This is a genomic window from Photobacterium frigidiphilum, from assembly GCF_003025615.1.
Lineage (GTDB): Bacteria > Pseudomonadota > Gammaproteobacteria > Enterobacterales > Vibrionaceae > Photobacterium > Photobacterium frigidiphilum.
In genome coordinates this window covers 14,924-28,541 of sequence record NZ_PYMJ01000002.1, presented here as the reverse complement: position 1 = coordinate 28,541, position 13,618 = coordinate 14,924, and the positions used below count along the sequence as shown (strand labels likewise).

The following is a 13,618-nucleotide window of genomic DNA, read 5'->3' as shown; positions in this document are numbered from 1 at the left end:
TTTTTATTCTCACGAATATCAACTTTCAGACAGATTATAGGTAGTCACTCTCATGTCTAAGCTGGTTCTAGTTCTTAACTGCGGTAGTTCATCTCTTAAATTCGCTATTGTTGACGCTGTTTCAGGTGAAGAACACCTAACAGGTCTTGCAGAATGTCTGCACCTTCCAGAAGCTCGTATCAAGTGGAAACTTGATGGCAAGCACGAAGCTCAACTTGGCGATGGTGCTGCTCACGAAGAAGCACTAGCATTTATGGTAGAAAGCATCATTGCTTCTAAGCCAGAACTTGCCGCTAACCTAGCCGCTATCGGTCACCGTGTAGTTCACGGTGGTGAGAAATTCACTAAATCTGTTCTTATCGATGAAACAGTAGTTAAGGGTATCGAAGATTGTTCTGCACTAGCACCTCTTCATAACCCTGCTCACATCATCGGTATTAAAGCGGCACAGAAAGCATTCCCAGCACTTAAAAACGTTGCTGTATTCGATACTGCTTTCCACCAGACTATGCCTGAAGAAGCGTACCTATACGCACTTCCGTACAACCTATACACAGACCACGCTATCCGTCGTTACGGCATGCACGGTACTTCTCACCTGTTTATCACACGTGTAACAGCTGAGCTACTAGAGAAGCCAGAAAATGAACTAAACATCATCAACTGTCACCTAGGTAACGGTGCTTCTGTTTGTGCAATCAAGAACGGTAAATCTGTAGATACATCTATGGGTCTTACTCCTCTTGAAGGTCTAGTAATGGGTACGCGTTGTGGTGATATCGATCCTGCGATCATTTTCCACCTACACGACACACTTGGTTACTCTGTTGAAAAAATCAACAATATGCTAACTAAAGAGTCTGGCCTTCAAGGTCTAACTCAAGTGACTTCTGACTGTCGTTTCGTTGAAGACAACTACGGCAAGAAAGAAGAAGCAACACGTGCAATGGATGTATTCTGTCACCGTCTAGCTAAGTACGTTGCTGGTTACACTGCAACACTAGAAGGTCGTCTAGACGCAATCACTTTCACTGGCGGCATCGGTGAAAACTCAGCTCCTATTCGCGAAATGGTTCTTAACCGTCTTGCTATCCTAGGTGTTGAAGTTGACGTTGAAGCAAACCTTAAAGCACGCTTCGGTAAAGAAGGTGTTATCACGACTGCAAACAGCCGTGTACCTGCAATGGTAGTTTCTACTAACGAAGAACTAGTTATCGCAGAAGATACAGCGCGTCTAGCTGCTATCTAATCTAACGATTATTATAACGGCTGGCCTAGGCTGGCCGTTTTTTCATGTGTAATACAATTGTTTGTTGTGGCGTTGCTCCATAATTGTTCTAATTTGCAGATCGACCTGCCTTTAGAATCGTTATCGAACAGCGCTGTATTATTCAATAGTTTGAGGAATTCATAGTGTCCCGTACTATTATGCTCATCCCAGTTGGCGCTGGTGTTGGTCTAACAAGCGTAAGCCTTGGTGTTTTACGTGCAATGGAACGCAAAGGCGTTCGTGTTTCTTTCTTTAAGCCTATCGCACAGCCTCGTCATGGTGGTAAGCAGCCGGATCTGACTACAACGATCATCCGTGCTAACAGCGATATGGAAATTGCAGAACCATTTACAATGGCACGTGCCGAAGAGCTTCTTCGTAACGACCAAAGTGATGTACTACTAGAAGACATCGTAGCGCGTTTTAAAGCGTCAACAGCTCAATCTGAAGTAGCATTAATCGAAGGTCTTGTACCTACTCGCAAACACCCATTTGCGAACCAGATTAACTATGAAATTGCTAAAACGCTGGGTGCGGAAATCGTATTCGTTATTGCGCACGGTACTGATAACCCTGCACAACTAAAAGAGCGTATCGAAGTAGCATGTTCTAACTTCGGCGGCATTAAAAACAAGCAAATCTCAGGCGTTATTGTTAACAAACTAAACGCACCTGTAGATGCAGAAGGCCGTACTCGCCCTGATCTATCTGAAATCTTTGACGATGTAGACGGTACAACTATTCCGCTAAACGTTGAAGTAATGCAAGTATACAACTCTAGCCCTATTCGTGTACTTGGTTGTGCGCCATGGAGCTCAGAGCTAATTGCAACACGTTCGACAGATATTGCAGCGCACCTTAACGCTGAAATCATCAACGAAGGTGAAATTGCAACTCGTCGTATCAAGAGCATCACTTTCTGTGCACGTTCTATTCCGCACATGGTTGAGCACTTCCGTCCTGGTTCACTACTAGTGACTTCTGCAGACCGTCCTGACGTTATCGTTGCGGCATGTCTTGCAGCAATGAACGGCGTTGAAATCGGTGCACTTCTTCTAACTGGCGGCTATGAACTACCTAAGCCAGTGATGGATCTTTGTGAGCGTGCATTCGCAACAGGCTTACCTGTGATGACTGCACTGGGTAACACTTGGCAGACATCTCTGAATCTTCAGAGCTTCAGCCTTGAAGTACCAGCAGACGATAAAGAGCGTGTAGAATTCGTTAATGAATACATGGCTAGCCACATCGATGGTCAGTGGATTGAATCATTAACTGAAGGTTCTGCTAAAGAGCGTCGTTTAAGCCCACCAGCATTCCGTTATGAATTAACAGAGTTAGCGCGTAAAGCCGCTAAGCGTGTTGTTCTTCCTGAAGGTGACGAACCTCGTACCGTTAAAGCAGCAGCAATCTGTGCTGAACGCGGTATTGCTGAGTGTGTTCTTCTTGGTAATCCAGAAGAAATCAAGCGTGTTGCTGAACAGCAAGGCGTTACACTAGGTGCTGGCGTTACAATCATCGACTCTGAAGCAGTTCGTGAAAACTACGTTAAACGTCTTGTTGAGCTTCGCGGTGCGAAGGGCATGACTGATGTTGTTGCACGTGAAAAACTTCAAGATTCTGTTTTCCTAGGCACAATGATGCTAGAAAACAATGAAGTTGATGGTCTTGTTTCTGGTGCGGTACACACGACAGCTAACACTATCGTTCCTCCGTTCCAAATCATCAAAACAGCACCAGATGCATCTATCGTATCTTCAGTATTCTTCATGCTTCTGCCTGATCAAGTACTGGTATACGGTGACTGTGCAATCAACCCAGATCCAAATGCTGAACAACTTGCTGAAATCGCAATTCAATCTGCTGATTCTGCAAAAGCATTCGGTATCGAACCTCGCGTTGCTATGATCTCATACTCTACTGGTACATCTGGTAAGGGTGCCGATGTTGATAAAGTACGTGAAGCGACACGCATTGCTCAAGAGAAACGTCCTGATCTAATCATCGATGGTCCTCTACAGTACGATGCTGCAATCATGGAAAATGTAGCCGCTTCTAAAGCGCCTAATTCTCCTGTAGCGGGTAAAGCAACAGTATTCGTATTCCCAGACCTAAATACTGGTAACACGACGTACAAAGCAGTACAGCGTTCAGCTGACCTAGTTTCTATCGGTCCTATGCTTCAGGGCATGCGTAAGCCGGTAAATGACCTTTCTCGTGGCGCACTAGTAGACGACATCGTATACACAGTAGCACTAACTGCGATTCAGGCTCAGCAAACTGAAGATGCTGCGAAGTAATTACTGATTAGCTAAACAAACAATATCGAACGCCCCTGCAGCAATGTAGGGGCGTTTTTTTTGCTTCAAAAACTGGTTCATCCGAAAAAACGGGCCATGCCAAAATACGAAATTAATAGCCTTTCCAGCTCATACAATCGAGCAACATGCTTTCCCTAGTACGAGCTTCCCATCATGGAGCCGTGTATTAGAAAAGAGCCCTCTGTCATTTATGAATGCTAATGCAACGGTTTTATTTGAAAATACAACAAAATTTGATCAAGTATTAGGCTTTGTATTTTATTGGGTATTAACAATTACAGGGCTATCTGGAATTTTATTAGTTTTACTTGATTATCTTGGCGCTTTTTTGCTTCTACCTTGGCAACTCAAATACCCAAAAAGGCCATAATGACATGACCGTCATTATGACCTTTTTAAATGCTATTTATGGCTAAGTTCGCTCTATTCTAAGCGCCCTCAGTAAACAACGATATTATTCTGGATGAACCATTCTAACCAGCAAGGATGATCAAAAACCTGCCTAGGTTGATATTACTCACTGCGCAAATAAATAAGCCAGTAACCCATCCCGACGAACACACCACCACCGATAATGTTACCGAGAGTCACTGGAATAAGATTATTAATAATAAAATTACTCATGGTTAAATCAGCAAAATCAGCTGGATTCATACCACTCAGTTGCCAAAACTCAGGCGATGCCAATGTCTTAATACCAATCGCCATTGGCACTTGGAACATGTTAGCAATACAGTGTTCAAAACCTGAAGATACAAACATCGCAACAGGTAAAATCATAACCAAAATTTTATCTGTTAGTGTGCGGCCACTGAAGGTCATCCAAACGGCAGCACAAACTAATACATTACACATAATGCCAAGTGCAACGGCTTGAAAGAAACCATGGTGCAATTTATGCTGAGCAATTTGCATGGTATTAATACCTACTGCGCCATTAGCCGACATATATTGCTTAGCCACCAACATGATACCCACCAGCAACAATGCACCGATCAAGTTACCGAGATAAACAATACCCCAGTTCATACATAAGCTTTTCCAGCTAATTTTGCCACTCGCGCGAGCCACTAACGTCAAGACAGAGCTCGTAAAAAGTTCACCACCCGTGATCACAACTAAAATAAGCCCGAGACTAAATGCAAGCCCACCGATAAACTTGCTCATTCCCCATGCCATATCCCCAGAGCCCGTCGTCACCGTGGTATAGAAAATAAACGCAATCCCAATATGCAGCCCTGCAGTAATAGCCAACAGAAAAGACTTCATTGGGTCTTTAGTTGCCTTACCTACTCCGACTTCTGCAGCTTTTTCCGCCATCTGCGGCGGTAAAAGGGAATCAAATTGCCCCTGATTCATAAACACTCACCTGATACATATTGAAATACAAAAATTTGCCAGCGGATACTGAACCCAACAAGGGTTAATTTCAAGCCTTAAAAGCCATAAAACCTCGAAAAAAACGCAATCTTTGTTCGCATATTCCGAGGTGAATGATTGCCTTCAAACTAACTCCTTTCCACTAATAATGTACATCCATTTGTAAATAAAGAAATTGTTTACATTTTATAAGTAATTACTTCGTGTGGGATAATTAAGAAGTGCTGCTGGCAATTAAAAAGACAGCAACCTTAATCAAACCTAGCTTAGAAGCATTAATCTTTGGATTGATTTGGGAACGAAAAGCGGATGGTGGGTGTTCTGATACCAAACAACTTAAACAACGTGTATGAGATGAGATAGATCCTGAACGGGATTGATATCATCCTACATAAATATTTGGTCACTCTTGCTGGTATTGAATACAAACTAAAAAGCGCACCACTCATTCAAATAGCCTTGAAAGTGAATACGCTTCTCGTGTGTTTACGACTGTATTTATGCGCTTGTATTTCTATGTATAAATCTAGTTCAGTGCTACAGAACAAAGCACATCACCATCAAATGTGATGACTTTTAGCATGTTATCTTCAAACATACCGAAGCTTGCCTGATGATCGCCACGAGGCATGGTGACTGATCCGGGGTTAAACAATACAAGATCCCCTTTTTGTTCAGCTACGGGGATGTGGGTATGACCCGATACAATCACATCACCCACTTTTAAGCGTGGGTGCTTATCGGCATTATATAAGTGCCCATGGGTCAAAAATAAACGTCGACCATTTGGTAAAAGCACTAAGTTGTAGTCAGCTAACATCGGGAAATCAAGTAGCATCTGATCAACGTCACTGTCGCAGTTACCACGCACGGCAATAATACAGTCACCAAACTGGTTCAATAAATCAGCGACTTTAGTCGGTGCATAACCCGCAGGAACGGCATTTCTTGGACCTGGATTCAAGACATCGCCTAATAAGATTAAATGCAGAGCTCCGCTTTGTTCAAATGCAGCAATCGCTTTTTTCGCGCTGTCGTAGCAGCCATGTATATCGGAGGCAAAAAATAATTTCATAAAGCAAAATCACACGTTGTAAAACAAGAACAGCATATTACGCTTATCCAGTTTTTTTTTCTATTCAACATCGTTTCAAAACACACTCAATCTAAGATTGAAACGCCGTTAAATACGCTCAATCATGCAACATGCCATTTAATACAATATTGTTATAACTCACCATGCCCAATACCTTGCCATCTTCAATAACGGGGGCACGACTGATCCCAAAGCGTTCAAATAAGCGAGCACAATAGCGAACATCCATCGAGGCATTTACTGATAATGCTGGCTTGGTCATGATCTCATATATATTGGTGCGCTTCGGCGAGCGATCTTGAGCTAAAACTTGCTTGGCAATATCATTCATCAATACAATACCGTATTCATCGTCTGCATTGCGCTTATTAACAATTAACGCTTTTACCTGACGCTGCTTGGCAATAACGATAGCATCAGCAACCGTCATGACACCTTCAACCATCACGTAAGCATCCATCATTACATCGCGGACCCGAATAATACGCTGATCGCCAAACTCACGATGACTCAAATTATATTCATTCATAACTTATCTCCAACCACCTTGGTTAACTCTTCAATTTGGTGAGCAACACCGACGACATCTTCAATATTTAGCTGAAGTGCAATACCTTGCCCTTTCTCACTATCAAATTCGCCGACTTTTTCAATCGTCTCTAAAATCGAGCGTGCCAAATGCTCTTCAACCACAAATAAGATAACATCACGCTGTACCTCTAAAGTAAGACCGAAAAACGTTTTCTTTTTATTCAGCCCTTCTCCACGTGCATTATTAATAACAGTGGCGCCAGTCGCCCCAGCATCACGCGCTGCATCGAGTACAGAATCTGTTTTTGAATCTTCAACAAAAGCAATTAACAATTTAAAACGCATTATTCAGCTCTCCTTTCCAGCCAAACCGACAATTGGGCATACCCCATCACTGTGATCATCGGAAATAAACTGGCAAACGCGATCAAACCAAAACCATCTAACATCGGGTTACGCCCCGGAACCGTAGAGGCTAACCCTAATCCTAATGCAGTTACTATGGGCACTGTTACTGTCGATGTTGTCACACCACCAGAGTCATACGCTAACGGCACAATTGATTTAGGTGCAAAGTAAGTCTGTACCACCACAATGATATACCCCGCCATAATGTAATAATGCAAAGGGTCACCCACCACAATACGATAACTGCCTAAAGCAATGCCCATGGCAACACCTAATGCAACAGCAATACGCAACCCATTCACTTGAATTGTACCGCCCGATACCTGACTCGCTTTAATGGCAACCGCAATCAAGGATGGCTCTGCCACTGTGGTACTAAACCCTATTGCGGCGGCAAAAATATACACCCAATAGTAATCGACCCAGTCAATAACCAAAGGAATGACTGCGCCTTCACCATACAAAAACTCAGGAGCAGTCAGTTGCTCGGCCATCGATTCGCCCAACGGAAATAACGCCAGTTCTAAGCCCATTAAGAACAACGATAAACCAACAATAACGTAAACAAACCCCAAGACAACACGGCGCCAATTAGCAACGGGGCGACGTAAAACAGCTAACTGAAACCCAAAGATAATCACTACTATGGGTGCAACATCGCGCACCGTCATCATTAAGGTGTCAGAAAATTGTACAAGTGTTGAAGCAAATTGACTCATTTCTTTAGGTCATCCTCATTAGCTCAACACCATGCCGTACCCCATGACAAAAATCATCGGCGTTAATGAGGCAAACGCAATTAAACCAAAGCCGTCAATCATCGGATTTCGCCCCTTAATTGACGAGGCTAAGCCCACACCTAAAGCGGTTACCAAAGGCACAGTAATGGTCGATGTCGTTACACCCCCAGAATCATAAGCAATACCGATAATGCTAGGTGGAGCAAACCATGTCATGACCATTACCAGTATATAGCCCCCGACTATCATCCATTGAATTGGCCAGCCTTTTAGAATACGAATAACCCCTAACATAATAGCTAGCCCAACAGAAAAGGCGACGGTCAATCGTAAGCCTGATGCATACTCTAATTGCGCTTCTTGATTGTTATCTATCATGCCTCCTTCAGCCGCTACTTCTGCGGCCTCTGTCGCGACTGCAGTTAATGCGGGTTCAGCAATGGTGGTACCAAAGCCTAAACAAAAAGCGAAGACTAATAACCAAGCTAAGCTGCCTTTTTTCGCAAAAGCGTGCGCCATTGATTCACCAATGGGAAACAATCCCATCTCTAAACCAAAAATAAAAAAAGTTAATCCCATCACCACAAAAATAAGCCCAAGTAATATAGGTCCCCATTGCGGTAACGGCTGTTGTAATACCACCAGTTGAAAAAAACTGATCACAAAAATAATCGGTAATAAATCACGAAAACTAGAGAGCATTGCTTTCAATAAAGCCATGATAGATTTCATGCATCTCCTTGTTGTGATATTAATGCGTCCTACTCTATTTATGGCTCATTAATATTTAGACACAACTTTTATTGCACGAGGCGAGAAGCCCACCACACTATTAAATATTCATAATAAAAAGACCTTGTAAAAGTAGTGTTTTTTCTCATTCTGCTATTTCTAAGGCCTGTATAGCTAAACCACTTCAAGGTGCAGAATTCAGAGCGATCTCAACGAGCATCTTGAGGGAATTTAAGGATATTTATTCCTGAGCACACACACTTGGTTATACTTATACCGACTGACACCTAAATACTTGTGTCTACACACCATGTTCAACAATAATTCTTTGATCGTATAGTTTAAAAGAGGCGTATTATCTGAACAGGTAGCAGAAGGAGAAGCACTGACATGAATATATTAGTAACAGGTGGAACCGGGTTTATAGGTAAAGCACTGCTGCCACATTTCAATCATGATCATATAATCGTACTCAGTCGTAACCCAGCAATGGCCTATCAACGATTAGGGCATCACATCAAAGTCATCTCATCTCTCGAAGAACTCAGTGACTTCAATGATATTGATGTGGTCATTAATCTCGCGGGTGAGCCCATTGTTAATAAACGTTGGAGCGACAAACAAAAACAGATTATTTGTGAAAGCCGCTGGGCAATTACGAATGCAATCGTAGATAAAATGAATGCGAGCAGTAACCCTCCTCGTACATTTATCAGTGGTTCTGCGGTGGGGATCTATGGCGATCAAAAATCTAAGCAATTTGATGAAAGCCTACAAATAAAAAATGAGGATGACGCAAGCTCCTCCCCCCTTGATTTCGCTCAAACCGTCTGTACAAAATGGGAAAATACAGCCTTACTGGCGCAATCAGATAAAACGCGGGTATGCTTATTACGTACTGGTATCGTGCTCGCTAAACATGGCGGAGCACTAGCAAAAATGCTACCCGCTTATCAATTAGGGCTTGGTGGGCCACTCGGAAACGGACAACAATATTTCCCTTGGATTCATTTGCAGGACATGGTGAAAGGGATTTTATTTTTACTTAAAACTCCACAAGCACAAGGTGCATTTAACTTCACCGCTCCAAACCCCGTTACCAATAAAGAATTCAGTCAAACCTTGGCGAAGGTTTTACATCGCCCGCATATTTTAAGCACACCAGCTTGGTTACTTAAAATCGGATTAGGGGAATCAGCCTCATTGCTGCTCGATGGGCAACGTGCTTTACCAGCAAAATTGGAATCACAGGGCTTTCATTTTTGTTACCCCGAACTAGAGCATGCCCTGAAAAATACGCTGACCTAGTCACAAAGAAATGAGCAATACACATCCGCGAACACGCTAATGTTCACGGATGTTCATCGAGATTAATTAAGACTTCAATGGCTGTAATAACTGCTTCAGCATGGTGCTAATAATAAACAGAACCAAACCAATCGCAGCGGTAGGCAACATTATCCATAACATAGGGTGCCATTGTGGGGGCATTTCAAATCCCCACTTTACCAGCGCAGCAACAATAGCTTCTGCACCGACAACAGCCATTAAGCCAGCAATCAATGCCATCAAGCCATACTCGCCCCATACCGTCGCTGAAATACGTTTTCTACTCGCGCCTAATGTTCGATACAGTTTAATTTCTTGTTGGCGCTGAGCCATACTCAGGCGTAGCAGCGTCATCACCAGTAATAGTCCACTGAGTACCCCCAACGCCGCTAACACCGATAATGATAATGACACTTGTTGGAGCATCAGTTGAATACGCGATGCCATGGTGCGTAAGTCCATTAAACTCACGGTTGGGTAGTCTCGCCCAAGTTGGTTTACCACATCATTTTGGTTTGACTCGATTCTAAAACTTACAAGCCATGTCGCAGGTAAATCAACCATTACATCTGGGGTGAAAATAAAATAGAAATTAGGCCGCATGTTTCGCCATTCAACATGACGAATACTATTCACCATGGCTGAAAATGGCTGACTATTCACATTAAAACCCAGTTCATCACCTACCGATAATCCTAACCGTTCAGCAATACCAGACTCAACTGACACCCCTTTTATTGCTAATTCAGGTTCTGGCCAATTACCATCTAGCACATCATTATGAATAGGCAAGGTTTCACGCCATGTGAAATTTAACTCACGACGTAATGCTTCATCACGCTGCTCGGGATCATCAACCTGCGTCAATAGATCGATCCCATTCACCGCGACTATTCGGCCACGAATAACAGGATAGGCTTCAGAATGAGGAATATTCTCTTGATCGAGTTTCGCTAAATAGTCTGGCTGTTGTTCAGCACTGATGTTAATCGCAAATACGTTAGGTGCATCAATGGGCAATGTTTGCTGCCAATCAGCTAATAAATCGGATCGTAATAACCAAATGACGGCCAATAACATTAATGAGCTTGTGAGTGCCGCTAATTGAGCCCCTGTGGTTAATGGGCTGCGACTTATGCGGCTCAACGCTAACGTCATTGCTGGTCCCCACTTCCTTTTACGTAATAGTGATAAAACTACTAAGCCAAAGAAGGCGAGTAACACCAATACAACCACAATACCCGCTAAGGTCATCCACATTAATTTATTATCGCCAAACCAAATCAATGCAGCGGCAACAGGTAATAACAATAAGGCGTAGGCTTTATTATTCTTCGGTCTATCTGCTTGTTGTTGAATCACTGAAATAGCTGGCGCATCAAGCAAACGAATTAAAGGTATACCAATCCCAGGGATCGCCACCAGCAACGCAACGAACATACTGATTAACCACGGAGACATTCCCATATCAGGCAATGGATCCGGTAAAATATCCGCCAAGGGTAAACGCAGTAAAACTTCAAGCCCCCAGCCAATCGATAACCCTGCAATGGCTGAAAGCCCAAATAACATCGCTAACTGACCAGATAACCAACGCCATAACCATCGCTTACTCGCCCCCAAGCTTTTCATCATGGCAACGGTTTCTACGCGGGTTGAGGTGTAATGCTGGCACGTCAGTACCAAGGTCGCTGTCGCCATCAAAATGACCAGAATTAACGTCAAAGATAAATATTGTCTGGCACGATCAATAAATTCACCAGTACGACCTTGTGAGGTTTCGCTCAACCAGCGTTGACCAGGCTCTAACGGTGAAAATTTTTGGATAGCAGCAAGCTTATCGTCACTGCCCATAAAATACAGGCGATACTGTACACGCCCTCCGGGTTGCACCGCCCCTGTTGCCGCCACATCATGCTCATGAATAAGCACCGCAGGCATCTGACTAAAAGGGTTAAACGACAGCTCGGGTTCTTGTGCTATTTTTCCTGATACCTTCAGTTCGGCGTCACCAATCGCAACAATATCCCCTTCTTTAACATCTAAAAGAGAAAATAAACGTTCAGATAACCACAACTCCCCTGGGTTTACTTTGCTTTGTACATTTAGTCGATCTTGTAACGCCAATTGCCCACGTAATGGGAAATCACTTTCTACAGCTTTGACGCTGATCAGCTGCATTTGCTGTTCACTAAATGCCATCGTGCCAAAACGTGTTTGCTCTGAAAACGTCAAACCAAGTGCTTCAGCTTTGCTTAGTAATGACGGTTCAATCGGGTTATTCGATACCAGCACTAAATCAGCTGCGAGCACCGATCGCCCCTGATCTGTCATGATCTTCTCAACTCGGCTGACTAATGCAGCTAATGCAAATACACAAGCAATAATCAACGTGAGCGCAACAGCCACAGGCCAAAGCTGACCTTGCCACAACTCTCGCCAGCTCCATTTTAGCAACAGTTTGGGCTGCTGCCGTTTTTGTACTTTTTGTGAGTCAGTCATGTCTGTCATGCTGCCTCCACCTTTCCACCTTGAATTCGTAAAGTTCGATCACAACGCTCTGCAAGCACAGAATCATGCGTCACTAACACCAAGGTTGTGCCGTGATCTCGGTTTAATGCAAAAAGTAAATCAATGATATTCGCCGCTGTCTGCTCATCAAGATTACCGGTTGGTTCATCGGCAAACAGCACCTGAGGGCGTGTCATGAATGCACGCGCAAGTGCTACCCTTTGTTGCTCTCCACCCGACAGCTGTGAAGGTAAATGGATCTCTCTACCCGCTAAACCGACCAATTTTAATAAGTCTGATGCTCGAGCCTCATCACCCACATCGCCTTTAATAATGGCGGGTAACATGACATTTTCAACCGCATTTAAGGATGGAATTAATAAGAAACTTTGAAAGACAAACCCTATAGCCTCACTGCGTAAAGCAGCACGCGCTTCATCGTCTAATTGCGACAAAGACTGCCCCAATAATTCAATTTCCCCCGTACTCGGAATATCCAACCCTGCTAACAATGTCATTAAGGTGGACTTACCTGCGCCAGAGACGCCAACAAGTGCTATTGTTTCTCCTTGCTCGACCTCGAGGGAAACATCCTGCAAGATGGTGAGTGAGGACGATGCCGTCGTCACTTTTTTAGACACAGATACAGCCTTAATCACGGATGTTGACATGATGCGAATCCTTTCAGTTTTATTGATCTATTTATGTTCGCTAAATGCGTGGGGCAACACGTTACTGGTTGTCGGTGATAGCTTGAGCGCGGGCTATCAAATGCGGGCAGAGCAAAGCTGGCCGGTGTTACTGCAACCCGCATTAAAGCAACAAGGTCACGAAATCACCGTTGTAAATGCCAGTATTTCAGGCGATACAACAGGAAACGGCTTGGCTCGATTGCCTACATTATTACAACAACATAAACCAGCTTACGTCATAATTGAACTCGGGGCGAATGATGGCTTACGTGGTTTCCCTCAAGGTACTATACGTAACAATCTCAGCCAAATGATCACTGAAATTCAAAATGCTGATGCCAAGCCAATGCTCGTGCAGATAAAAGTGCCGCCCAATTACGGCAAACGCTACAGTGATATGTTCAGTTCTATTTACCCTCAACTCAGTAAAGAGTTAGCTACACCACTGTTACCTTTCTTTTTAGAGCCGATCATTTTAAAACAAGAATGGATGATGAATGACGGTTTGCACCCTAAACCTGATGCTCAGCCATGGATTGCCGAATATATGGCTGAGAATATCGCGCCTTATTTATAATTCCCCAGCGACAGCAAATCTTTAAGATAGA

General features: G+C 43.5%; 13 protein-coding genes. 5 read left to right on the top strand and 8 right to left on the bottom strand.

From position 1 onward, the window contains the following. The first annotated feature begins 52 nt into the window (after nucleotides 1–52). The 3 genes from C9J12_RS02290 to C9J12_RS02280 all read left to right on the top strand — a co-directional run bounded on the left by C9J12_RS02290 (nucleotide 53) and on the right by C9J12_RS02280 (nucleotide 3,961). The gene (locus C9J12_RS02290) at nucleotides 53–1,249 is read left to right on the top strand and encodes an acetate kinase (RefSeq protein ID WP_107241239.1); all 1,197 of its coding nucleotides are present in this window, start codon (nucleotides 53–55) and stop codon (nucleotides 1,247–1,249) included. Nucleotides 1,250–1,428: 179 nt separating this feature from the next. Continuing rightward, on the top strand, nucleotides 1,429–3,570 hold the full coding sequence (gene pta, locus C9J12_RS02285) for a phosphate acetyltransferase (protein ID WP_170111708.1): 2,142 nt from the start codon (nucleotides 1,429–1,431) through the stop codon (nucleotides 3,568–3,570). A gap of 211 nt (nucleotides 3,571–3,781) precedes the next feature. Further along, nucleotides 3,782–3,961, top strand: a complete 180-nt coding sequence (locus tag C9J12_RS02280) for a hypothetical protein (RefSeq protein ID WP_193944635.1) — start codon at nucleotides 3,782–3,784, stop codon at nucleotides 3,959–3,961. 143 nt (nucleotides 3,962–4,104) lie between these two features. On the opposite strand, the gene focA is transcribed toward C9J12_RS02280, so the two are convergent. The 6 genes from focA to C9J12_RS02245 form a co-directional block, all read right to left on the bottom strand. Beyond that, on the bottom strand, nucleotides 4,105–4,950 hold the full coding sequence (focA, locus tag C9J12_RS02275) for a formate transporter FocA (protein ID WP_107241237.1): 846 nt from the start codon (nucleotides 4,948–4,950) through the stop codon (nucleotides 4,105–4,107). 547 nt (nucleotides 4,951–5,497) lie between these two features. Then, nucleotides 5,498–6,046 carry a phosphodiesterase gene (gene yfcE / locus C9J12_RS02265; protein ID WP_107241236.1) on the bottom strand — a complete coding sequence of 183 codons (549 nt, stop codon included), beginning with the start codon at nucleotides 6,044–6,046 and terminating at the stop codon, nucleotides 5,498–5,500. A gap of 118 nt (nucleotides 6,047–6,164) precedes the next feature. Then, nucleotides 6,165–6,596: a CBS domain-containing protein gene (locus C9J12_RS02260; protein WP_107241235.1), complete on the bottom strand. Its 432-nt coding sequence runs from the start codon at nucleotides 6,594–6,596 to the stop codon at nucleotides 6,165–6,167. Then, complete coding sequence (locus C9J12_RS02255; RefSeq protein WP_107241234.1) at nucleotides 6,593–6,943, bottom strand: P-II family nitrogen regulator; 351 nt, start codon at nucleotides 6,941–6,943, stop codon at nucleotides 6,593–6,595. Before C9J12_RS02255 ends, C9J12_RS02260 begins: the two co-directional genes overlap by 4 nt. Next, nucleotides 6,943–7,725: a DUF1538 domain-containing protein gene (locus tag C9J12_RS02250; RefSeq protein WP_107241233.1), complete on the bottom strand. Its 783-nt coding sequence runs from the start codon at nucleotides 7,723–7,725 to the stop codon at nucleotides 6,943–6,945. The genes C9J12_RS02255 and C9J12_RS02250 overlap by 1 nt, the downstream gene beginning before the upstream one ends. A gap of 18 nt (nucleotides 7,726–7,743) precedes the next feature. Further along, on the bottom strand, nucleotides 7,744–8,478 hold the full coding sequence (locus C9J12_RS02245) for a DUF1538 domain-containing protein (protein WP_107241232.1): 735 nt from the start codon (nucleotides 8,476–8,478) through the stop codon (nucleotides 7,744–7,746). Nucleotides 8,479–8,868: 390 nt separating this feature from the next. Between C9J12_RS02245 and C9J12_RS02240 the strand changes: the two genes are divergently transcribed. Beyond that, nucleotides 8,869–9,786: a TIGR01777 family oxidoreductase gene (locus C9J12_RS02240; RefSeq protein WP_107241231.1), complete on the top strand. Its 918-nt coding sequence runs from the start codon at nucleotides 8,869–8,871 to the stop codon at nucleotides 9,784–9,786. Between the two features lie 66 nt (nucleotides 9,787–9,852). Here the strand turns inward: C9J12_RS02240 and C9J12_RS02235 are convergent, their stop codons facing one another. Both C9J12_RS02235 and C9J12_RS02230 read right to left on the bottom strand, forming a co-directional pair. Then, nucleotides 9,853–12,318, bottom strand: a complete 2,466-nt coding sequence (locus C9J12_RS02235) for an ABC transporter permease (protein WP_107241230.1) — start codon at nucleotides 12,316–12,318, stop codon at nucleotides 9,853–9,855. Beyond that, nucleotides 12,315–12,989 (bottom strand): ABC transporter ATP-binding protein, encoded by a 675-nt coding sequence (locus C9J12_RS02230; protein WP_107241229.1) that lies wholly within the window; start codon nucleotides 12,987–12,989, stop codon nucleotides 12,315–12,317. The genes C9J12_RS02235 and C9J12_RS02230 overlap by 4 nt, the downstream gene beginning before the upstream one ends. Here C9J12_RS02230 and tesA point away from each other — a divergent pair. Continuing rightward, nucleotides 12,988–13,587: a multifunctional acyl-CoA thioesterase I/protease I/lysophospholipase L1 gene (gene tesA, locus C9J12_RS02225; protein WP_006232788.1), complete on the top strand. Its 600-nt coding sequence runs from the start codon at nucleotides 12,988–12,990 to the stop codon at nucleotides 13,585–13,587. The genes C9J12_RS02230 and tesA overlap by 2 nt on opposite strands. The last annotated feature ends 31 nt before the right edge of the window (nucleotides 13,588–13,618 follow it).

What these genes read in the sequence shown, in the direction of transcription:
- C9J12_RS02240 (WP_107241231.1), top strand. Translation starts at nt 8,869, where the DNA reads ATGAATATATTAGTAACAGGTGGAACCGGGTTTATAGGTAAAGCACTG.
- yfcE (WP_107241236.1), bottom strand. Translation starts at nt 6,046, where the DNA reads ATGAAATTATTTTTTGCCTCCGATATACATGGCTGCTACGACAGCGCG.
- C9J12_RS02280 (WP_193944635.1), top strand. Translation starts at nt 3,782, where the DNA reads ATGAATGCTAATGCAACGGTTTTATTTGAAAATACAACAAAATTTGAT.
- C9J12_RS02250 (WP_107241233.1), bottom strand. Translation starts at nt 7,725, where the DNA reads ATGAGTCAATTTGCTTCAACACTTGTACAATTTTCTGACACCTTAATG.
- C9J12_RS02235 (WP_107241230.1), bottom strand. Translation starts at nt 12,318, where the DNA reads ATGACAGACATGACTGACTCACAAAAAGTACAAAAACGGCAGCAGCCC.
- C9J12_RS02245 (WP_107241232.1), bottom strand. Translation starts at nt 8,478, where the DNA reads ATGAAATCTATCATGGCTTTATTGAAAGCAATGCTCTCTAGTTTTCGT.
- C9J12_RS02230 (WP_107241229.1), bottom strand. Translation starts at nt 12,989, where the DNA reads ATGTCAACATCCGTGATTAAGGCTGTATCTGTGTCTAAAAAAGTGACG.
- tesA (WP_006232788.1), top strand. Translation starts at nt 12,988, where the DNA reads ATGATGCGAATCCTTTCAGTTTTATTGATCTATTTATGTTCGCTAAAT.
- pta (WP_170111708.1), top strand. Translation starts at nt 1,429, where the DNA reads ATGCTCATCCCAGTTGGCGCTGGTGTTGGTCTAACAAGCGTAAGCCTT.
- focA (WP_107241237.1), bottom strand. Translation starts at nt 4,950, where the DNA reads ATGAATCAGGGGCAATTTGATTCCCTTTTACCGCCGCAGATGGCGGAA.
- C9J12_RS02260 (WP_107241235.1), bottom strand. Translation starts at nt 6,596, where the DNA reads ATGAATGAATATAATTTGAGTCATCGTGAGTTTGGCGATCAGCGTATT.
- C9J12_RS02255 (WP_107241234.1), bottom strand. Translation starts at nt 6,943, where the DNA reads ATGCGTTTTAAATTGTTAATTGCTTTTGTTGAAGATTCAAAAACAGAT.
- C9J12_RS02290 (WP_107241239.1), top strand. Translation starts at nt 53, where the DNA reads ATGTCTAAGCTGGTTCTAGTTCTTAACTGCGGTAGTTCATCTCTTAAA.